Source organism: candidate division KSB1 bacterium, from assembly GCA_024655945.1.
GTDB lineage: Bacteria > Zhuqueibacterota > Zhuqueibacteria > JANLFK01 > Oleimicrobiaceae > Oleimicrobium.
The window spans coordinates 40,383-62,227 of record JANLFK010000013.1; the positions used below are offsets into that span (position 1 = coordinate 40,383).

General features: G+C 60.9%; 19 protein-coding genes. 2 read left to right on the plus strand and 17 right to left on the minus strand.

Annotated features, from left to right (window positions below; translation table 11 throughout):
- Window position 1 precedes the first annotated feature (1 nt).
- From NUW13_13735 to NUW13_13815, 17 genes are all read right to left on the minus strand, one after another.
- Entirely contained in the window at window positions 2-994 is a 993-nt protein-coding gene (locus tag NUW13_13735; protein ID MCR4440077.1) for a VWA domain-containing protein, read from the minus strand.
- Window positions 995-2,041 (minus strand): BatD family protein, encoded by a 1,047-nt coding sequence (locus tag NUW13_13740; GenBank protein MCR4440078.1) that lies wholly within the window; start codon window positions 2,039-2,041, stop codon window positions 995-997.
- A 25-nt stretch (window positions 2,042-2,066) separates the two neighbouring features.
- Window positions 2,067-3,008: a hypothetical protein gene (locus tag NUW13_13745; protein MCR4440079.1), complete on the minus strand. Its 942-nt coding sequence runs from the start codon at window positions 3,006-3,008 to the stop codon at window positions 2,067-2,069.
- A 29-nt stretch (window positions 3,009-3,037) separates the two neighbouring features.
- Window positions 3,038-3,916, minus strand: a complete 879-nt coding sequence (locus NUW13_13750) for a DUF58 domain-containing protein (protein MCR4440080.1) — start codon at window positions 3,914-3,916, stop codon at window positions 3,038-3,040.
- 36 nt (window positions 3,917-3,952) lie between these two features.
- The gene (locus NUW13_13755) at window positions 3,953-4,942 is read right to left on the minus strand and encodes an AAA family ATPase (protein MCR4440081.1); all 990 of its coding nucleotides are present in this window, start codon (window positions 4,940-4,942) and stop codon (window positions 3,953-3,955) included.
- Window positions 4,943-4,997: 55 nt separating this feature from the next.
- Complete coding sequence (locus tag NUW13_13760) at window positions 4,998-5,921, minus strand: hypothetical protein (protein ID MCR4440082.1); 924 nt, start codon at window positions 5,919-5,921, stop codon at window positions 4,998-5,000.
- Window positions 5,922-6,090: 169 nt separating this feature from the next.
- Window positions 6,091-6,648, minus strand: a complete 558-nt coding sequence (locus tag NUW13_13765) for a tetratricopeptide repeat protein (GenBank protein MCR4440083.1) — start codon at window positions 6,646-6,648, stop codon at window positions 6,091-6,093.
- A gap of 107 nt (window positions 6,649-6,755) precedes the next feature.
- Window positions 6,756-9,371: an ATP-dependent chaperone ClpB gene (clpB, locus tag NUW13_13770; protein MCR4440084.1), complete on the minus strand. Its 2,616-nt coding sequence runs from the start codon at window positions 9,369-9,371 to the stop codon at window positions 6,756-6,758.
- Window positions 9,372-9,478: 107 nt separating this feature from the next.
- On the minus strand, window positions 9,479-11,365 hold the full coding sequence (gene dnaK / locus NUW13_13775; GenBank protein ID MCR4440085.1) for a molecular chaperone DnaK: 1,887 nt from the start codon (window positions 11,363-11,365) through the stop codon (window positions 9,479-9,481).
- A gap of 218 nt (window positions 11,366-11,583) precedes the next feature.
- Entirely contained in the window at window positions 11,584-11,847 is a 264-nt protein-coding gene (locus NUW13_13780; GenBank protein MCR4440086.1) for a zinc ribbon domain-containing protein, read from the minus strand.
- A 56-nt stretch (window positions 11,848-11,903) separates the two neighbouring features.
- Complete coding sequence (locus NUW13_13785; GenBank protein ID MCR4440087.1) at window positions 11,904-13,412, minus strand: DegQ family serine endoprotease; 1,509 nt, start codon at window positions 13,410-13,412, stop codon at window positions 11,904-11,906.
- Window positions 13,413-13,479: 67 nt separating this feature from the next.
- A complete protein-coding gene (locus tag NUW13_13790) occupies window positions 13,480-14,541 on the minus strand; it encodes a J domain-containing protein (protein MCR4440088.1) in 1,062 nt (353 codons plus the stop codon).
- 2 nt (window positions 14,542-14,543) lie between these two features.
- Window positions 14,544-15,143: a nucleotide exchange factor GrpE gene (locus tag NUW13_13795; protein ID MCR4440089.1), complete on the minus strand. Its 600-nt coding sequence runs from the start codon at window positions 15,141-15,143 to the stop codon at window positions 14,544-14,546.
- A 136-nt stretch (window positions 15,144-15,279) separates the two neighbouring features.
- A complete protein-coding gene (locus tag NUW13_13800) occupies window positions 15,280-15,723 on the minus strand; it encodes an Hsp20/alpha crystallin family protein (GenBank protein MCR4440090.1) in 444 nt (147 codons plus the stop codon).
- Window positions 15,724-16,067: 344 nt separating this feature from the next.
- Complete coding sequence (locus tag NUW13_13805; protein ID MCR4440091.1) at window positions 16,068-16,745, minus strand: zinc metallopeptidase; 678 nt, start codon at window positions 16,743-16,745, stop codon at window positions 16,068-16,070.
- A gap of 168 nt (window positions 16,746-16,913) precedes the next feature.
- A complete protein-coding gene (locus tag NUW13_13810; protein ID MCR4440092.1) occupies window positions 16,914-17,348 on the minus strand; it encodes an Hsp20/alpha crystallin family protein in 435 nt (144 codons plus the stop codon).
- A 216-nt stretch (window positions 17,349-17,564) separates the two neighbouring features.
- Complete coding sequence (locus tag NUW13_13815; protein MCR4440093.1) at window positions 17,565-18,464, minus strand: LysR family transcriptional regulator; 900 nt, start codon at window positions 18,462-18,464, stop codon at window positions 17,565-17,567.
- Between the two features lie 407 nt (window positions 18,465-18,871).
- Between NUW13_13815 and NUW13_13820 the strand changes: the two genes are divergently transcribed.
- Complete coding sequence (locus NUW13_13820) at window positions 18,872-19,504, plus strand: hypothetical protein (protein MCR4440094.1); 633 nt, start codon at window positions 18,872-18,874, stop codon at window positions 19,502-19,504.
- 266 nt (window positions 19,505-19,770) lie between these two features.
- Window positions 19,771-21,771, plus strand: coding sequence for an oligopeptide transporter, OPT family (locus tag NUW13_13825; GenBank protein ID MCR4440095.1), 2,001 nt, complete (start codon window positions 19,771-19,773; stop codon window positions 21,769-21,771).
- Window positions 21,772-21,845 lie beyond the last annotated feature (74 nt).

A 21,845-nucleotide genomic window follows, 5' to 3' on the forward strand; every position in this document is an offset into this window, starting at 1 on the left:
CCTATGGGATCTTGCGGAACCGCGTGTGCGCCAGTACTACTTCAACCATCAGCGCGGCGAAAGCTACCCCCAAGAAGCGCACGAAGAGCTCCTTGTAGGTCGTATACTCCTTGACTTCGATCTTCGTCTTCTCTAACTCATCGATCTCCTGATAGATGCGGGCCAAGGTGGCTGTGTCGGTCGCCCGAAAATATCGGCCGCCGGTGATCCTCGCGATCTCCTTGAGCAAGTCCTCGTCAATTTCCACCGGCATGCGCACATATCTCTTGCCGAAAAATGGGTCTTGTACCGGGTACAGCGCCTCCCCCCGTGTACCGACGCCGATGGTGTAGACGCGTACCTTGAAAGCCCGGGCAATGCGTGCCGCGGTGATGGGGTCGACCTCGCCGCGATTGTTTCTTCCATCCGTGAGCAGGATGATGACCTTGCTCTTGGCGGTACTTTGCCGGAGCCTGTTAACGGCATTCGCCAGCCCCATGCCAATGGCGGTGCCATCTTCGATCATGCCCGGCTCGATCTGGCTCATGAAGGTCAGCAGCACACCGTAATCCATAGTCAGCGGGCACTGCGTGAAGCTCTTGCCGGCGAACACCACCAGGCCGATGCGGTCGCTCTTGCGACCACGAATGAACTGCGCGGCCACTTCCTTGGCGGCCTCGACGCGATTCTTCGGCTTAAAGTCCTCAGCCAGCATGCTGGTGGAGATGTCCAGGGCCATGACGATGTCTACGCCCTCGGTGGTCACCTCCTGCGCCGTGCGCCCTGACTGCGGCCGGGCAAACGCGACGATGGCCATGACGATGGCCAACAGGCGCGCCACGAACAGCGAGTGCCGCCACGGGGAGGTGCGTGCCGCCCCCACTTGCTTGAGGGTCCCCACCTGGGAATACTTTATGGTGCCCGAGGCACGGCGCTGCCGCTTGAGGTACCACAGAACCAGCAGCGGCACGACGGCCAGTAGGGCGAGAAATTCCGGGTTGGCAAAGCGCACCATCTACCCGCCCTCCTGGTCCCGCTGCGCCTCTGCTTCCGGGCCTGCCGCCGCGCCAACTAACTCCACTTCCTGGTTGGCCATGGCTTCGGCCTCTGCGGCCACCTCGGCCACGACTAACTTCGTGCGCTGCACAAAGTCGTAAGCCAACTGCACGGCGCGCTCGTTCTCCTGAACACTGGGGAGATACTTGGCAAATTTCACCAGGTCGCTCAACTCGAGCAATTCGCGCAGGAGCTCGCGCTCCGCGCTGCCCACGGCGGCTTCCGCCATCGCCTGCAGCACCTCGCCGGTGGTCATCTCCAGAGCTGCAACATAGAACCGCCCCTCGATGTAGCGTCGCACGATCTCGGAAAGGGCGCTGTAGAACTGCTTCGTCTCACCTCTTTCCAACAGGCCAGACCCGACAAGCGCATCAAGCTCCTCCAGAGCAACCTCGTGGGCAGGTCGCGGGGGCTTTTCTCTCCTGGGGAGCAGTCCTTTGCCTTTCCGGTAGCGAATGAAGGCCAACACTGCCGCCGCCAGCAGAAGCAGAGCCAGCGCCCCGATCCCCACATGGCGGAGGAGCCTGCGCCAGTCTCGCGGTATCTCCAGCGGCGGTTTGATGTCGCGTATGTCCCCGGCTTGGTCAGGATTCAGGCTCAGCACGGTAATCTTTATCGGCTCGGTGCACAGTTCCCGCCTGGTGGTGTCCGCGCTCGTGTAGTAGCGAATGGTGAGCGGCGGTATCTCGAAGTCGCCAGTCTCAAACGTGGAAATCACATACTCCGTCTGCTCGGTGATGAGGTCCCCTTGCTTGCTGGGCTCTTGCACGGCATAGTCGCGGATTTCGAACATGCCCAAGTTTGCACCCAGGCTCGGCATTTCCACCACCACGTCGGCAGTCCGCTTCACAGCCACCGTGTACACGATGCGGTCGCCGATGTAGATGGTGGCGCGGTCGACCTTCGACTCCACCGTGATGGCCGCCTGCGCCGGCGCCAGAAGAGCCGCACCAGCCACCACGCCGGCGGCCAATAGCTTCCGCACTTTATGCCCGAGAGAAATCATCACCGTGACCTTCGCTGCGCCTGACTCAGCGCACCTTGCTGTCGTAGATCTGCGCCTGCTCGGCAGCCATCACCCTGCTAAGCAACTCCTCGTACTTCTCCTGAAACTTCTCCCGGTAGTAATCCCGCGCCACCTGGTCCCGAACGTCTGTAAAGAGCTTCTCCTCGATGACCTTGCCGTCCTTGTCCTTCACCGCATAGCGGTCCTTGTAGGCCTGGAAGTAGAGCTTCAAGGCGGACTCGTCTATCTCGATCTTTTGGGCGATCTCCTGCTGCAACAGTTTGTTGACCATGAGCGAGCGCTTGGCCTGGAAAGCGCCCTCAATCACTTCTTTGTCATTCTCCAAGCCTTGTCGCTTCGCCGTGTCGTACAAGAGCTCAGTAGCGACTAAATTCTTGAGGAACTCCATCTTCTTCTCCGGGGTGTTGAATTCCGCCTGCATGTACGGCGGCAGCTGGCTGATCTCAAAGTCCAAATCCCCTTGGGTAATGGTACGGGAGCCGATCCTTGCCAGAACCTCGCCGGGGCGACTGGTGCGCACCTGGCTCTTGTCCAGGGCGCTGCTTTCCTCCAGTGCGCGCTGCGCATCGACCGAGCGCTGCATGCGCTCCAGGCAGGCGACGATCTTCTTGTTGGCCTCGCTCACTAAGGGAGAATTCGGATACAGGTGCTTGACGCGGAGATAGCAGGCCAGCGCATTCTCATAGTCCTTGAGGCGGTCGAAGTAGATGTCGCCAATGATGTAGGTGATGTTGGCCCTCTCCCGGTCATTCTTGGCGAACTCGGCAAGGTAGCGCTCATACTCCTGCACTGCCTGCTTGAAGAGTTGCTGGTTGTAGAGCACATTGGCAAATTCCCTGACCAGCTCCGCGTTGGCACTGGGGGCGGACTTCTTGCCGCACCCCACGACCAGCCCAGTCAACAACGCAACAACCAAGCCTGTGGCAAGAAAAAGCGTACGCTTCATGCACAAACCTCGTCGAAGTGCATTCCTGGTCAACGGAAACGCTTGGCGCGCATGCGGAAAAAGCGAATAAGAGGCTCGACGTATGACTGGTCAGTGCGAATGTCGACGTGGTCGACGTTCATGGTGCGCAACATGCGCGCCCGCTCCTCCGCATCGGTGAATGCCCGCTGCCGGAACATCTCGCGCACCTCGGCGCTGGAGGTATCCACCAGCACGACCTCACCACTTTCGGCGTCCTCCAGCTCGATGAAACCGACGTCGGGCAACGACACCTCGCGCGGGTCGGTGATGGTCAACGCCACCAGGTCGTGTTTCTTGTTGGCCACGCGCAGGGCCTTCTCATAGCCGCTGCTGATGAAATCCGACACGAGAAACACCACGCTGCGCCGAGTAATCACGCGGCTGAGGTACTCCAGCGCGCCGGCGATATCCGTGCCCGTCCCCTGTGGGCGGTGGTAGAGCAATTCGCGCACCACACGCAGTACGTGCGTCTTGCCCTTCTTCGGCGGCACGAACTTTTCGATGCGGTCGGTGAAGATGATGAGCCCGACTTTGTCGTTGTTGCGAATCGCGGAAAACGCCAGGAGAGCGCAGATTTCGGTGGCGATCTCGCCCTTCATGCGCTCCACACTGCCAAAGTTGCCGGAGGAGCTGGCGTCCACCAGCAGCACCACCGTGAGCTCGCGCTCTTCTTCGAAGACCTTGACATACGGGTGGCCCATGCGGGCAGTGACGTTCCAATCGATGGTGCGAATATCGTCACCGATCTGGTAGTCCCGCACCTCTGAAAAGTCCATGCCCCGGCCCTTAAATACCGAGTGGTACTCGCCGGAGAAGACGTCGTTGACAAGGCCACGGGTCTGTATCTCGATGGCCTTGACTTTTTTCAAAATCTCCTTGGGGATCATCGCTCTCTTCGCAGCCCATCTCCGCGCTCCTGCGCATCACGGCACTTCGATCTTGTTGAGGATCTTGCGCACCACATCTTCGGTGGTGACCTCCTCGGCTTCGGCCTCGTAGGTGAGGATGATGCGATGACGCAAAACATCCATGCCGATGCTGCGCACGTCCTCCGGCGTCACGTAGCCGCGATGGCGCAGGAAAGCATGGGCTTTCGCCGCAAGCGACAGGTAGATGGAAGCACGCGGCGAAGCGCCGTAGGCAATGAGGTCCTCCAGCTCGTCCAAGCCGTACTCTTTGGGGGTGCGGCTGGCAAAGACGATGTCGATGATGTAGCGCTCCACTTTCTCGTCGATGTACACTTCCCGCACTACGGCACGCGCCTTGATGATATCCTCTGGCGAGACGACCGCGCTTGCCTGTGGCACTTCGTCCTTGGTCATGCGGCGCATGATCTCCAGCTCTTCGTTCTTGTCAGGGTAGCCGATGGAGAGCTTCAGCATGAAGCGATCCACCTGCGCCTCAGGCAGCGGGTAGGTACCCTCCTGCTCGATGGGGTTCTGCGTGGCCAGCACTAAAAACGGGTCGTCCAGCTTGAAGGTCTGTTCGCCGATCGTGACCTGTCGCTCCTGCATCGCCTCCAAGAGAGCCGACTGCACCTTGGCAGGCGAGCGGTTGATTTCGTCGGCAAGCAGCAAGTTGGCGAAGATGGGGCCCTTCTTGGTGTTGAACTTGCCGGTCCGCTGATCGTAGATCAACGTGCCAATCAGGTCGGCAGGCAACAGGTCAGGTGTGAATTGGATGCGCTGGAATTTGGTGTTGATGCTGGCCGAAAGGGTCTTCACCGCCATGGTCTTGGCCAAGCCCGGCACGCCCTCCAGAAGCACATGGCCGTTGGACAGCAGCCCAATGAGGAGCCTCTCGATCATGTATTTCTGGCCGACGATGACCTTGCCGATCTCGGCCGTAATGTCTTCAACAAACTTGCTCTCCTGCTGGATCTTGCGATGTATCGCTTCGATGTCGACGTGCATCAGCTTTCCTCCGGGTGTCTTTCCATGTCAGTCCGCATCGGCTTGGGGGATAGGTTCATGCGCTGCCCTGGGCGGGCGAAGGGGCGCGCAGATTTCGTTGCAAAATGTCCTCGACAAGCGTGTAAAGGCGTTGCACCGTCGCGGGATCCCCCGCACTGGGGCCGGCAAACTTGAGGACATCGCACTGGCGGAGAATTTCAGAAGTCTCCTCCACCAGGCGTTCTTCCGCACCTGCCGCCTTGAGGCTGGCGATCACCTCGTCGGTGGTGGCTTCCAGGGCGCGCACACTGTACTTCTCGCTCAGGTAGCGGCGGAGCAAGCGGGACAGGCGTGCCGAACTCTCCTTGGCATCCAGCGCAGGGGCCCTGAGGTCGACGGCCTGCGGCAGCTCTTGCAGGTACTGTTCTTCCAGCGGCACCACCTGCTGGGCCTGTTCTTGGCGGTGTCGCTGGGCCTGTCGCTCTTTGACAGCCCAAAAAGAAAGGCCAGCGACAGCTCCGAGCACTACTCCCACAACCACCCACAGCACCGGGAGCCGCCGCCGGCCAGATTCCGGCACCGGATCCACCACCCGCACCTCCAGGCGAGGCGTCACCACGCTCCTCCGCTCGCCGCTGCTCGCCTCCTGGTAGTTGACCACCATCGCCTCCACGTAGGCCATGCCCAGGCTCTGCGGGCGATAGGTAAACTCGTATTGGCGCACGGCGTAGGGCCGGCCATCCACCTCCCCCACCCGATTGGCGCTGGCAGTGCCCACCAGCTCCAAATTGGACACCACCGGCGAGACGTCCTCGATGTGGTACTCATCCAAGTTACCCGACCACTCCACGCTGACCGTGACGGTCACCGTGCGATTCAGAGGCACCCGCGTGTCGCTCAGCTTAGCACTGGCCTTGACACCGCCCAGGTCGACGGGCTGAGCAGCTGCCAAGGTTGCGCCTAAGGTCAGGGCGAACAGGCCAACACCGATTCTTCGCATACCTCTCCACTGTTGTGCTGCGCGCAAAACTCGATGGTATATACCGCCGCGCGGGAGCAAAAGTTCCGCTGCCGCACAGGCAATAAAAAGCCGACGCGATCCTTCCCCTGTTAGGGGAAAAGGCACATCGGCTGACAATGCACCGCCCAGAAAGGAAACGGCGCAGAAGCTACTTGCTCACCGCCGGCGTCGACTCCTGGCCGACGTCCTCCAAGAACTTGATCTCACTCAGGTCCTTGCCCAAGTTCTCCAACTCCCATTTGACCGAAAGGGCGAGCTCATGATCGGGGTACTGCTCGAGGAAGCGATTGTACGCCTCGCACGCCTTGTCGAGGTCCTTGACGTCGTTGGCGTAACGATAGCCTATCATGAAGAGCGACTGGGGCACCCACTGGCAGGTGGGGTACTTCTCGATGAGCCGACGGTAGGCATCGATGGACTTTTCGGCGTCCTTCAGGTTATTGAAGTACAGGGTGCCCAGCCGGTACAGGGCCTCTGGGCTCTTTTCCGCCTTGGGGTACCTGGCAATGAGCTTCTCATAACTCTTCGCCGCCTCTTTATACATGTTGAGGCTCTCGGCCGCCTTGCCCTGCTCGTCAAGCTGGCTCCCCTTGAGCTCAAAGTTTTCGCCTTGTGAGTAAAGCTGCTCGGCGGTCTGCCGCGGGCCGCAGCCGAACAGCAGGACGACCACCAGAAGAGAAATCGCCAACAGCCACGAACGCCTCATGTCTGCCCTCCCTGTCTCGTATTCGCAAACCTACCGATGAGAACGCCCCAAAGCGGTGAAAACAATAGCGCGGGCTTGCCAAGAACCGGGCAAAACCCGCGCAAAATTTATCGATTCTGCACCCGAAAATCAAGCACTTTCTCGTTGCAGTCGATGACCACCGTGTCGCCTTGCGCAAAGGCACCCTCCAGAATTTTGGCCGACAGGGGATTGACCAGCTCGCGCTGTATCACCCTCTTCAGTGGTCGTGCACCGAAGGCAGGGTCATAACCCCGCTCGGCAAGGTACTCGGCAGCCGCCGGGGTGAGCGCGGCGTTGATGCCATGCACAGCCAGCAGCTTCTGCACATGCCGGAACTGGAGCTGCACAATCTTCCTGATGTCGGCACGCGACAGCGACTGGAAGAGGATGATCTCGTCGATGCGGTTGAGGAACTCCGGGCGTAGCGTCTGCCGCAGCAGCTTCATGATTTCCTCCTTCAGCTCGGCGTGGATAGCCGCGCGATTCTCGTCGGTGATCTGACGCGTGCACTCCATGATGAGCGAAGCGCCGATGTTGGAGGTCATAATCAGAATGGTATTCCGGAAATTCACCGTGCGCCCTTTGTTGTCGGTCAGACGCCCGTCGTCCACCACCTGCAGCAGGATGTTGAAGACCTCCGGATGGGCCTTTTCCACCTCGTCCAGAAGAACAACCGAGTACGGACGGCGACGGACCGCCTCGGTGAGCTGGCCTCCTTCCTCGTATCCCACGTAGCCAGGCGGCGCACCGATCAGTCGCGACACGGAATGGCGCTCCATGTACTCGGACATGTCGATGCGCACCATGGCCCGTTCGTCGTCGAAGAGGAACTCAGCCAGAGCGCGCGCCAGTTCTGTCTTGCCCACACCCGTGGAGCCGAGGAAGATGAAAGAGCCTATCGGGCGATGCTCGTCCTGCAGGCCGGCGCGGGCGCGGCGAATGGCATTGGCGACCGCCTCCACCGCTTCGTGCTGGTCTACCAGGCGCTCGTGAATGCGCTCCTCCATCTTCAGCAGCTTCTGACGCTCGCTCTCCAGCATGCGGCTGACCGGAATGCCGGTCCACTTGGACACCACCTCCGCGACGTCCTCTTCGTCCACCTCTTCTTTGAGCATCTTGCGCTCGCGCTGCAACTCAGCAAGGCGCGCGTTTTGCTCATTGAGCTGCTTCTGCAGTTCGGTGAGCCGACCATATTTCAGTTCGGCGGCCCTGGCCAAATTGCCCTCGCGCTCGGCCTTGGCCATGTCGGTCTTTGCCTGGTCAATGGCCTCCTTTATTTCGCGGATGCGGCTTATCGTGCCCTTTTCCAGCTCCCAATGGGCACGGAGCTCCTTGCGCTGCTCGTCCAAATTGGCCAACTCGCTGTTCACCGCCTCCAGCCGCTTGCGCGAGGCCTCATCGCTCTCCTTCTTCAGCGCTTCCCGTTCGATTTCCAGTTGTTTGATCTTGCGCTCCACTTCATCCAGCTCTTCGGGCATGCTGTCAATTTCGATGCGCAGCTTGGAGGCAGCCTCATCGATGAGGTCAATGGCCTTGTCCGGCAGGAAGCGGTCGCTGATGTAGCGGTCCGAGAGCGTGGCCGCCGCGATGAGCGCCGCATCCTGGATGCGCACGCCGTGGTGCACCTCGTATTTTTCCTTGAGGCCCCTCAGGATGGAGATGGTGTCCTCCACGCTGGGCTCATCCACATACACCGGCTGGAAGCGACGTTCCAGAGCAGCGTCTTTCTCGATGTACTTCTGGTACTCGTCAAGCGTAGTAGCCCCGACACAGCGCAGTTCACCACGCGCCAGGGCTGGCTTCAGCATGTTGGAGGCGTCCACAGCGCCCTCGGCGCCCCCTGCGCCGACGAGGGTGTGCAGCTCGTCGATAAACAGGATGATTTCCCCTTCGGCCTCCTGGATTTCGCGCAGCACCGCCTTGAGGCGCTCCTCGAACTCGCCACGGAATTTGGTGCCAGCCACCAGAGCACCGAGGTCAAGGGCGATGATCCGTTTGGACTTTAGGTTTTCCGGCACATCGCCCTCCACGATGCGCTGCGCCAGCCCCTCGACGATGGCCGTCTTGCCCACGCCGGGCTCGCCGATAAGCACCGGGTTGTTCTTTGTGCGGCGCGACAGGACCTGGAGCACTCGCCTTATCTCCTCGTCGCGGCCGATCACCGGGTCGAGCTTGCCGCGCCGCGCCAGGTCATTGAGGTCGCGGCCATAGCGTTGCAACGCCTGGTACTTGTCCTCCGGGGTCTGGTCGGTGACGCGCTGGCTGCCACGCACCGTACGCAGCGCCTGCAGGATTGCGTCTCTGCCGACGCCCTCCTCGCGCAGGATGCGGCCGGCCGGACCCTTGTCCTCGCTGGCGGCCAGCAGCAGGTGCTCCACGCTGACGTATTCATCGCGGAGCTGAGTAGCCTCTTTCAGCGACTTTTCCAGCAACTCGTTGGCACGCGGCGAGATGTAGATTTGCCCCACGCCGCCGCTGACGCGCGGGAGGCGGTCGAGCTCGCTGGTCAGCTTGTCCAAGACGGCGCTCGGACTGGTACCAAGCTTCTTGAGAATGGCCGGCACAATGCCATCCGCCGGCTCCACAAGCGCGTAGAGCAGATGTTCGGGCTCAATCTGCTGGTGGCCGCGCTCGCTTGCCAAGCGCTGCGCCCGCTGAATCGCCTCCTGCGTCTTGATGGTCAACTTGTCAAACAAAATCATCTATCTTCACCCTCCTCAGAATGCAGTTGCGAAAAAGGCGAGAAGTCAACCTCCTCGCCCTCGCATCCATCCCACAATCACGCAAGCTCACATGCACATCGCCATCATCACTTGCTCTTCTTGTCATCATCCACAACTTCATAGTCGGCCTCTTGCGCCTGCTCCCCGCCCTGGGCAGAAGCCCGTTGCTGAGCGGTGGTCCGCTCGTAGAGCTTGGAGGAGACGTCGGCCCAGACTTGGTTCAGGCCGTCAACCGCCGACTTGATTTCTTGCACGTTGTCGCCCCTTATGGCGTCTTTGACCCGCGACATGGCGCCCTCCAGACGGCTCTTGCTGTCGCTGTCGATCTTGTCGCCCAGCTCCTTGAGGTTCTTTTCCGTCTGGTAGACGACGTTATCGGCCATGTTGCGGGCGTCCACTAATTCGCGACGCTTCCTATCCTCTGCTGCATGCTGCTGCGCGTCGCGCACCATCTTCTCCACCTCTTCCTTGGTCAGACCGGTAGAAGCCTCGATGCGGATGGACTGCTCCTTGCCGGTTGCCTTGTCGCGCGCGCTGACATTGAGGATGCCATTGGCGTCGATGTCGAAGGTGACCTCGATTTGGGGCACGCCGCGCGGCGCAGGGGGAATACCATCTAGGTGGAAGCGGCCGAGCGTACGATTGTCGATCGCCATGGGCCGCTCGCCCTGCAGCACGTGAATCTCCACCGAGGTCTGCCCGTCGGCAGCCGTCGAGAAGATCTCCGTCTTCCGCGTGGGGATGGTGGTGTTCTTCTCGATGAGCTTGGTGAACACCCCACCCAGCGTCTCGATACCAAGGGACAGCGGCGTCACGTCCAGGAGCAGCACGTCGGAGACCTCACCGGCCAACACCCCGCCCTGAATGGCCGCGCCTACGGCGACGACCTCGTCCGGGTTCACGCCCTTGTGGGGCTCCTTGCCAAAGAGCTCGCGCACAATCTGCTGTACCTTAGGCATGCGCGTGGCGCCACCCACCAGCACCACCTCGTCGATGTCGGCGGGCGTCAGACCTGCATCCTTCAAGGCAATGCGGCACGGCTCAATGGTCCTCTGGAAAAGGTCCTCACACAGCTGCTCGAACTTGGCCCGTGTCAGGGTCATGTTCAGATGCTTGGGCCCTGTGTCCGTCGCCGTAATGAACGGCAAGTTGATGTCGGTCTGCGTCACTGTGGAGAGCTCACACTTGGCCTTTTCTGCCGCTTCCTTGAGGCGCTGCAAGGCCATGGGGTCCTTGGACAGATCCACCCCTTCCTGCTTCTTGAACTCGCTCACAATCCAATCGATGATGCGCTGATCAAAGTCATCGCCGCCCAAATGGGTGTCGCCATTGGTCGCCTTGACTTCGAAGACGCCGTCGCCGATCTCCAGAATGGAAATGTCGAAGGTGCCGCCGCCCAGGTCGAACACGGCGATCTTCTCGTCCTTCTTCTTGTCCAGGCCGTACGCTAACGAGGCCGCAGTGGGCTCGTTGATGATGCGCCGCACCTTGAGGCCCGCAATCTCGCCCGCCTCTTTGGTGGCGTTGCGCTGGCTGTCGTTGAAGTAGGCGGGCACCGTGATCACCGCCTCGGTGACCTTCTCGCCTAAATAGTCCTCAGCAGTCTGCTTCATCTTCTGCAGAATCATAGCGGAGATCTCTTGCGGCGAGTACTCCTTGTCGCCGATCTTGACACGGGCGACGTCGTTCTTGCCACGGACGACCTTGTACGGCACCTGCTGGCTTTCATCCAGGACCTCGTCATAGCGCCGGCCCATGAAGCGCTTGATGGAATAGACGGTGTTTTCCGGGTTGGTTATCGCCTGACGCTTGGCGACCTGCCCCACCAATCGTTCGCCGGTCTTGGTGAAGGCGACCTCCGACGGCGTGGTGCGCGACCCTTCCTGGTTGGGAATAACCACCGGCTCGCCGCCTTCCATCACCGCCACGCAGGAGTTGGTCGTCCCCAAATCAATGCCGATTATCTTTCCCATGAGTCAAACCTCCTTTTGCCCATTTTGTGATGTTCCCTCACCACGAGGCTTGCGCCATCGAGGGAGGAACATTCAAATGTTGTGCCACAGCTAGTGATAGCCCCTGGCGTCTCTGCCGCTCCTTGAAATTGCAAGAGTTAGCCACCAGCTCGTGCGCCGCGATGCGCCCCCTATTCCTTGCCAATCTGTCACGATGACAGTCTACCCTGGCAGAGTTCTCAGGGCAGGGGGCAGTCGGAGCTGTCAGTGCTCGAACCCCCGCCCTTGCCTGAATCGTTCTTGCCGCCGGACTTCTGCCCTTTGTTGCGGTAGTCGGTGATGTAAAAACCACTGCCTTTGAAGATCAGGCCATTTCCCCCGCCTATCAGGCGGCGGACCCTGCCACCGCACCGTGGGCACGTCTTCACAGGCTCGTCCTTGATGGACTGAAAGACCTCAAACTGATACTCACACTGTGCGCAGCGATACTCGTAGGTCGGCATCTGCTCGCTCCCTCCGTTTCCTCGGCCCTTCCTCTGCCCGGATGGGTGTCAATCGTTCACTCTTCTGGCACCGGTATGGAAATGAACAGGTGCCGGTTCTGGTAGTAGATGCGCAGCAGGAGGACGTCGCCTGGGCTCAACTTGTCCAGCTCCTCCTGAAGCTCGCGCACGTTGCGCACGGGCACCTGGTTGGCCTCTTTGATCAGCTGGCCAGGGCGCAGCCCACTGCGCGCTGCGATGCTGCCGCGCTCCACCGCGGTGACCAGCACGCCCTCTTGGCCCTTGAGCCCATAGCGCGCCGCCAGCTCGTCAGTCAGGTCCTGGACGCTGAACCCCAGCCTGGTGGAAGATTTCCTCGCCCCGCCCACCTTGACGCTGCCTTCTTCGGGCAGCGTGCCCAACTTGACCGACACTTGGCGAGTATTCCCCTTGCGGTTGATGGTCAGAGTAACCCGCGTGCCCGGGGCAGTAGATGCAATGCGCGTGGAGAGCTGGTCCGGGTTGTCCACTGGTGTGCCATCGACCGCAAGGATGATGTCGCCCTCTTTGATGCCCGCTTTCTCCGCGGGGCTCCCCTGGCTCACCTCGGACACCACCACGCCGCGCGGGGAGTCCATCTTCAGCGCCTTGGCCATGGCAGCATCCACCGGCTGAATGATCACGCCCAACCAGCCACGGGTCACCTCGCCTTTCTCGATGAGCTGTTCCATGACCCATTTCGCGGTGTTGATGGGGATGGCGAAGCCGATACCCACATTGGCCTGCCCGACGATGGCGGTGTTGATGCCCACCAACTCGCCATAGAGGTTCACCAGCGGCCCACCGCTATTGCCGGGGTTGATGGCCGCATCGGTTTGAATAAAGTTGAAGTACCTGATCTCGCTCCCCTGGATGGGGAGGTTCGCTCGCCCCTTGGCGCTGACAATGCCCTTGCTGACGGAGCATTCCAGCTGTGGGCTGAACGGTGTGCCAAAGGCCAGCACTTCCTCACCGATGCGCAGCTTGTCAGAGTCGCCAAACGGCGCTGTGGCGAACTTTTTCCCGTCCTGAATCTGCAGCACCGCCACGTCGGTCTTCGCGTCGCTGCCGACGACTTTCGCCTTGTACTCGTCCTTGCCCAGCAAAACCTTCACCTGGACGGCCTCAGCCACTACGTGGTGGTTGGTGAGCACGTACCCTTCCGGCCGCACTACCACGCCCGAGCCCAAAACCTGCGCTAACTCCTCCTGCTGCTCGGGGAAGTCGAAGAAGCGCCGGAAGAACTCATCCCCGAAGAACTCGGCAAACGGGCTGCGGCGCCTCACCTTGCTCTCGCTGATGATGGTGACCACCGCCGGGCTTACCCTGTCGACAATATCCACGTACAGGTCGTTGATGGCCTCGGCCAGCGCGCGCCTGTCCAAATTGAGCGGCTGTGCCTGGCCAATGGCGGTTGTGGCTGGCTGCAGGGCCTTCTCCTCGGCCAGACCATGCTTGGTCCAATCGAAGTTGGCCGCCACCAGCAGTCCCACAACGACGCCAAGCACGATGCCGCCAATCAGCACTCCCCTGGTCTTCCGCGTCATAGCCTTTTCCTCGGTTGTTTCGCAATGCACGCTCTGGTGCGCCCCAGGCCTGTTTGGTCGGGCACGCTTAGTCTTTGACCTTCACCCTCACGTATTGGTTCCCTTGGCGTCCATCGGTCTTCAGCCCAAGACCGGTCAGGCGGAACACTGCTCCGTCCTGCGTGCCAGGGGGGATTCTCAGTTCCACCTTGCGGCCATCGATGGTGCGCACGCGCAGGCGCGTGCCCTGCTCGGCATGCCTCCGGTCGATGTACACGTCGCAGTAGACGTCGGCACCACGCACATCAAAGAAGCCCTTGCCCCGCACGCGGAGTACCACCAAGAGGTCACCTGGCGCAGCCCGGGGTCCGCTCGGTTCGCCTTGGCCGCGCAGGCGGAGCTTCAGGCCATCATGGGCGCCAGGCGGAATGCGCACCGCATAGGTCTTGCGAACCCTCTGCACCCCGCGACCAGCACATGCGCGACACACCTTCTTGAACACCACTCCACGCCCCAAGCATCTGGGGCACGGCCGGCTTACGGAAAAGAACCCTTGACTGGAAATGACGTGTCCGGTCCCGCCGCAGTTGGGGCAAGTTGTGGGATCCTCCCCGCCGCGGCCTTCACAATGGGAACACCTCTCGTCTTTGTCTACGGTGAAACTCTGCTTGCCACCCTGCTGTGCCACCTCTGGCGCCACTTCCAGTTCCACCTGGATGTCGCCGGCGGCCTCCTCTCTCTCGCGCCCTCTGAACAGGTCACTGTGGTCGAAGAATTGGCTGAGCAGATCGCCCAGGCCACCGAATCCCCCAAAATCCTCGAAGGAGAAGCGACGCGCCCCGGTGCGGCGGCCACCGCCAAAAATGCTGGCCAGGTCGGAAAAGTCAAAGCCTGCGCCCTGAAACCTGCGCGCACCATCAGCATCGAACGCCCCCAAACGCCGCATCTGGTCATATTGCGCACGCTTCTTCGGATCGCTCAGCACGGCGTGCGCCTCAGAAATCTCCTTGAACTTTTCTTCGGCCGCCTTGTTGCCGGGATTCGCATCGGGATGATACTGCTTGGCCAGCCGCCGATAGGCCTTCTTGATCTCATCGGCGGTAGCGTTCTCGCTCACTCCGAGTATTTCGTAGTAATCCCGCTTGGGCATAGTCACAGCTCACCTTCGCGCCCCGCTCGCCCGACCTTGACCTTGGCGGCCCGCAGCACCTGGCCATCTACCCTGTAGCCAGGCTGCCACACTTCCAGAAGCAGCCCATCCAACTCTGGCGAACATGGCTCGGTCGCCACGGCCTCATGCAGCTCGGGATCGAAACGCTCTCCGACCTCGCCGAAACGCTGCAGGCCGCTGTCGGTAAGAACGCGCCGCAGCTTCTCGGCAACCTGACGCAGGCCAGTTGCTGCACCGCCTTGCTCCTGTCCGTGGTAAGCGAGCAGATTGTCGAAATCGTCCAACACCGGCAATAGGGCCCTGAGCACCTCGCGCCGGCCCGCAGCGGCGAAATCGGCGCGCTCACGTTCCACACGCCGTTTGTAGTTGACAAAGTCCGCCTGGGTACGACGCAGTTGATCAAGGTAAGTGGCAGCGCTCTCCGCCAGCTTCTGTTCCGCAGGGTGCTCGCTTTCGCCGCCGACAATCTGCACAGGGATGATCTCCTCACGCGCCTCCTCGCCGCTGCCCTGGGCCCCGGCGTCTACGGAGATGCGGGCCTCTTCTGCGCTCGGCACCATCTGTTCGTCATTTTCTCGCATAACCAGTCTTTCGCATTTCGCCATCTATACAAAACGTGAGTACCCCATTTGAGGTGGGGTACTCACGAAGCCCTCATTCACGCGGCGGGAACGCCGCATCGGTCCAGAAGGACAGCCGCTGTTGTCGCACTCAGGATCACTGGACGCTGATCGGGATTTCCTTGGGCCGCGCCTCCTCCTTCTTCGGCAGCTCGATCCTGAGCACACCGTCCTTGTAGGAGGCCTTCACCTTCGAAGCGTCCACCGAGGCCGGCAGGCTGAAGGACCGACGGAAGCTCCCGTACACACGCTCCAGCCGATGGTAGTTCTCCTGCTTCGCCTCCTTCTCCTGATGCTTCTCCCCCTTGAGCATCAGCACGTTGTCCTGGATGGAGATCTTGATGTCATCCTTCTTCATGCCGGGAACTTCGGCGGTCACAATCACCGCATCCTCGGTCTCGCAAATGTCCACGCTGGGACTCCACATGCCGGTCTCGACCTCACGGCCCGGGAACCCATGGAAGAAGTCATCGATGAAGCGATCCATGTCCTCCTGGAGCCGATACAGGTCACGCCACGGACGCCATCTGACGATTGCCATGACCTCTCACCTCCTGCTTTTGCTTGATTCCCTCTATCTTGAACCCCCGCACATGTTCGCCCCACGTAGCTGCAACAAGCGTGCCAACAAGCAGATCGCCGCGGCAAGCTTGGCACTTTCAAAGCCTTAGGTCACCATGCGGATTTCTCTGTCCTGCAAGGGGAGCATGACAGAAGTGGCAGGTCGCCGCCTTCGCCTGACAGACAGGTGACAGACTTGAAGGCAGACTCGAAGGAAAAACGCTACGCCTGCGCCCTCTGGACCGATCGCAACCGACTAAGGCCAGCGGAGAGGCTGAAGGAGACGTGGCTGCACCCCATGGTGCAGCCCGCACAACCCCAAGCTCAGTCCCGCGAGCTGCGCAGCATGATCAAGCGGAGCAGCTGCACCAGGGCCACCGCGGTGGCAGCGATGTAGGTGAGCGCTGCGGCGCTCAACACCTTCCGCGCCCCTCCCACCTCGCTTTCGCTCAGGAAGCCAGCCGACTGCAGACGCGCTAAGGCCCGCCTGCTGGCATCGAACTCTACCGGCAGGGTCACCACCTGGAAAAGCACCGCCCCGGCAAAGAACAGGATTCCCAGAGTCATCAAACTGGGGATGCTCAGCAGCAGACCCACCAAGAAGAGCGGAATCGCCAGCGAGGAGCCAAAGTTCGCCAAGGCCACGATGCTGTGGCGGAGACGCAAGGGTAGGTACCCGGTGGCGTGCTGCTCAGCGTGTCCTGTCTCATGGGCTGCCACCCCCAAAGCCGCTATCGAATCAGAGGCGTAGACACCCGAAGAGAGCCGGAGAACCTTTCTCACCGGATCGTAGTGGTCCGAAAGGGTGCCGCTCGTCTCTTCCACCGTCACATCGTTAATATTGCTCGCTCGAAGCAGTCGGTTTGCCACCTGTGCGCCCGTAAGGCCGGCGGCGGCGCGGATTTGGCTGAAACGTTGGTAGGTAGAGCGCACCTTGTACTGGGCGTACAAGGCCAGCGCCATCGCAGGTAGCAGGAGCCAATCGTAGGGTGAATAGAACATCGCCGCGTTACCTCCTCTCGGTTAGGGTCAGCAAGGTTTGGGATTTCTTGGCCACTGGTGCTCATTTGACTGTCGCTTCGTGCTTCGAGTTCCTTTTTCCAGAAAACAGTGAGGGGCCCCTGCCCACCGTGCGGCCCAGCGGGACCCCTCTGTGCGCAACTCTTCTGCTCAGTCGGCAACCACTTCGATGGACTTCGGCTTGGCCGCCTCGCTCTTGTGCAGGATGACCTTGAGCACGCCATCACGCAGCTGTGCCTCGATGCGCGCCGGGTCGATGGTGGACGGCACGTGCAGGCTGCGGCAGAAACGGCCGTAGACGCGCTCGCTCAGGTACGGCGTCTGCACCGTCTCCTTTTTCTTCTCGCCGCTGATGACGATCAGACCGTCGTGGTAGTTGACCTTGACGTCTTCCTTCTTCACGCCCGGCAGGTCCAGCGAGACAATCCACTCACTTTCCGTCTCAACCACATCCATGCGGGGAGCCCAGTTGCATTCATCGATCTTCTCGGATTCGCCCAGGCCCATCTCGTTCAACCAGCGCGCCCACCGCTCTGCGCGGCGAAGTGCTCTCTCGCGCAACACATCCCAATCTTGCATAGCCATCTCCTTCACCTCCTCTTTTCGTGATGACCACTTCGCCCCATGGAGGTGCAACCCCTGTGCCAAGGCGCGCGGTGCTCACTGAGCAGGTCGCAAGGCTTGCATAATCAGTGCTCTAAAGTCTTGGCGTCCCCCTTGTCGATGTCGCTGCCAATGGTGCCACAGTGACAGCCTTCCTGTCAGGCCGCTTGCCGTGCCATCAGCAGGGGGAGGCTCCTTTCAAAACGCCGCGAGAAGGTTCCTCTCCACCCCAAGGATGCGGAGGAACTCCTTTGCCACCGGTGACAAATATTTGCCTTTCCGAATGGCCACCCCGTAGCCCAGCTCGCCAAGGTACTCAGTCACCGGGATCATCGCCAAAGGTTGGGCATCTTGGACAGACAGGGAAATGCCTGAGATAATGGTCACGCCAAGCCCTCTGCGCACGTACTCCTTGATGACCTCGGCTCCCCCGGCCTCAATTCTGACCGTGGGCCACAAGCCGGCGCGTTCGAACACCTCGTCGATGCACCGCCTGATGGAGTTGCAACGCTCGTACAGGATGAGGGGCTCCTGGGCAATCTCCCGGAGTGTGACTCGGGCGCGCCCGGCAAGACGATGGCCCGGCGCAGTGCAGAGGAAGATGTCGTAGCGGGCGATCTCAAAGAAATCCATGCCGGCGAAATCGTTCCAGGAAGCCGTGATGCCAAAGTCGATTTCCCCGGCCAGGACCATAGCCAGGATCTCACTGTCCAGGATGCGGTTCATGATGGTCACCTGCACGTCCGGGTGGCGCCTCTGGAACTCCTCGACGCACTGCGGCAATCGGTACATCATGAACCCTCGGTAGGCAGCAAGAGCACTCCGTCTGCTCCCCTTGTGCGCGAGCTCGACAAAGTGTGCCTCCAAGTCGTCCAGTTTCCGGATGACGGCGGCGGCATACTCGAACAGGACCTTCCCGTTTTCGGTGAGCTGGATGCCCTTGCCCACGCGTTCATAGAGCTTGACCCCCAGCTCAGCCTCCAACGCCTTCACCTGGTGGCTGATGGCCGACTGGCCGACGTTCAAGCACCGGGCGGCGAGGGAAAAGCTGTTGTAGCGCGCACTCCAATAGAAACCCGCCAGCTGTTGCAACTGCATCTCTCTTCTCCCCTCGTTCTCTCACCCCAAGGCGGCGTCGCGCAGCACTCGCCCAAGACGCCGCGGAAACATCAACGGGATACATGAACAGAGATACGATATAAATCGCATCGATGCCTTGCATTCATGAAAAGGTTTTGTTATACTGCGTCCGGGGCAAGCCATTTTCCCGCGACCGCCCAAAAATGCACTCGGCGATGAGAAAGGAGATGGCCATGAGCGCAACTACCTGACCTCATCTACTTGCGGGCCATGTGATCCCGCCGCTTCTCCGTCCACTCCCTGCCCTTTTCGTGTGCGCAGAGCACAGCAACGAACGGCCGGAGCGTGCAGGTGCAGCTTTTCTGCGTGACGTCTATGGGTGGCACCGGTCCTGTCTGATTGCACTCATTGAGAAGGCGGCGGAGTTGGCTGGCCTCGAGCCATCCTCTTGGCGCGAGCTGGAGGAGCAAGCACGCGCCCTGCCAGAGGAACTGTCTGCCGAGCTGGGCACGCGCATGGGAGCACTGGACCTGGAGCTGGCCCACCTCTCGGAGGTGCACCGCACTGCTCTCAGGCAGGCGTACAACATGCATCCAGAGGTATTTCGCCACATCTACCGCAGCCATGTGCCCCCTTGGAAGGTGGCCCTCATCTACTCCCGCCCGGATGATGAGCAAGTGCCAAAGCTCCTTGAGACCCTGAGCCAGCGTTGCTACTACGACGCCAAGTCGGCAACCGACCACTACCTGGCGGCCATGGCGCGCTGGGCGGACGTCGTGCTCTTTGCGCCGCGCTGGGAACCCGTTTCGCCTGACGCCATTGCCCTCCTGAGGCACAGCGGCGTGCCCTTCCTTGTCCTGGTCAACCTGGGCAGCGACGTCACCGGGGTGGACATGGACCAGGTTCGTATGGCGGCTCTGTATCAACGCAACGCCATACCGGTATTGCACCGACCGTTTCCGGCTATCCGGCTTTTTCAAAGAATTGACCGCGATCTGCTTCTCCATCGGCTGCAGGTTGCGGAGAAAGAGCCGCAGCGGGCCGGACGGGTCATTTGAGAGCCAGGGCGCGCCGGGTACACACCGCTCCGGCGTGTCCTGCCATCCCGCCAACTTGCTCGCCTGCCCTCCCGGGCGTCGAGTGCAAATTTAACCGACTCCTTCCTCCTTTGCAAGTGGTTTTCGGCTTTCTGATGAGCGCAAAGAGCTTCGGGAGACCTTTTCCTGCTTGCGCGCTATGCGGATTTTGCGTATATTTGGCGCAACCTGACGCTGCTGAGGTAGCAGAGCAGACTCCTATGTCGAAGGCATATTACGGAGGAGCTATGGAACCGACGCACAAGACCCTGCCGCCAAACGCCTACCGTCCGCTCAATAAGGGCGAGGTGTACGTGCCTTATGTGCCGCCTTCTCCAGTGCCCGCAGAGGCCAGTGGACGGGCCATCTTCTGGGGCCTGCTCATGGCGGCCGTGTTTACAGCCGCTGCAGCCTACCTCGGTCTGAAGATCGGCCAGGTCTTCGAAGCCGCAATCCCCATTGCGATCCTGGCAGTGGGACTGGCCGGGCTCTACGCGCGGCGGAACACCATCCTGGAAAACGTGATCATCCAGTCCATCGGCGCTGCCTCTGGGGTCATCGTGGCGGGGGCGATATTCACCATCCCCGCTCTGTACATCCTCAAGCTGCAGGCCAACTTTTTTCAGATCTTCTTAGCCTCCCTTTTCGGCGGAATTTTGGGCATCCTCTTTCTCATCCCGCTGCGCCGTTACTTTGTCGCGGAACAGCACGGTCATCTCCCGTTTCCCGAGGCGACGGCCACAACCGAGGTGTTGGTGACCGGGGAGAGTGGCGGAGCGCAAGCGGTTGTCTTGCTCATTTCTGCCGCGATGGGAGGCATCTACGACTTTGCGGTTGCCACATTTGGCATGTGGGCGGAGGTAATCTCCACGCGCTTGGTGCCATGGGGCGCGGCGCTTGCCGACAAGGCAAAGTTGGTGCTCAAGCTCAACGCCGGGGCGGCGGTCATGGGCTTGGGCTACATCATCGGCTTGCGCTATGCATCGATCATCTGCGCCGGGAGCTTCGTTTCCTGGCTGGTGCTCATTCCTCTGACCTGGTTCTTCGGGCAGCACCTGGGCGTCACCCTTCTGCCCGGAAGCTTACCCATCAGTCACATGTCTGCCGAGCAGATTTTCACCTCTTATATCCGCCACATCGGCATCGGCGGGATCGCCTGCGCGGGTATCATTGGCATCGCCAAAAACATCAAGATTATCGCCCAGGCATTTACCGTGGGCTTCAAGGAGATTTTCGCGGGTAAAGCGGCCAGCACCGGTGGCGACGTTGCCAGGACTGACCGCGACATCCCCATGTCCGTGCTCCTCCTCCTCATTGGCCTGGTCACCGTGTGCATTCTCCTATTCTTCCGCGCCTGGGTGGTAGCGAGCTGGCTCCATGCGGTGGCGGCGCTGCTCCTGGCATTAGTCATCGCGTTTCTGTTCACCACGGTGGCTGCGCGCGCCACGGCCATTGTGGGGGTCAACCCCGTTTCCGGCATGACGCTCATGACCCTGATTGTCAGCAGCATCATCCTGGTGAAGTTGGGGCTTTCTGGAACAAGCGGCATGCTGTCGGCACTGATCATCGGCACCGTCGTCTGCACTGCGCTCTCCATGGCCGGGGGGTTCATCACCGACCTGAAGATCGGCTATTGGATCGGTTCTACGCCGTTCAACCAGGAGCGGCTCAAGTTCTTAGGGGCCCTGGTAGCCTCCTTGGCCGTGGGCGGCGTCGTGTTGCTCCTCAACAAAGTGTACGGGTTTGTGCCCTCTGAGGAGCACCCCTCGCCGATGGCCGCTCCCCAGGCGAACGCAATGGCGGCGGTCCTCAACGTCCTTTTCACCAGCTCGCAAGTGCCGTGGGGCCTGTACGGGGCAGGGGTCTTTATGGCCCTCACGCTGGAGATGATCGGCGTGCCACCTCTCGCCTTTGCCTTGGGCATGTACCTGCCCATCGAGCTCAACACCCCGCTTATCGTCGGAGGGCTGATCGCTCACTGGGTGGCGCATCGCAGCAAGGACGAGGCCCTGAACACTGCCCGGCGCGAGAAAGGGACGCTCATCGCCTCGGGCTTCATCGCCGGGGGATCCATCATGGGAGTGGTGAGCGCCTTCCTGGCACTTGTGGCGGGCGACAGGCTGCACATTGGCCTTGCCGAGACGATGCTCGGCAACTGGCATGTGGGGATGCTGGTGAGTCTTGGGGCTTTCCTCGGTCTCTGCCTGTTTCTCTACCGTTATGCCATGAGCGCACGGGCACAGCGGTAGGAAGGGCTTGCGTCGCCAAAGACAAAAGGGCAGAGGACAGGAGCGACAACTCCTGCCCTCTGCCCACTGTGCAC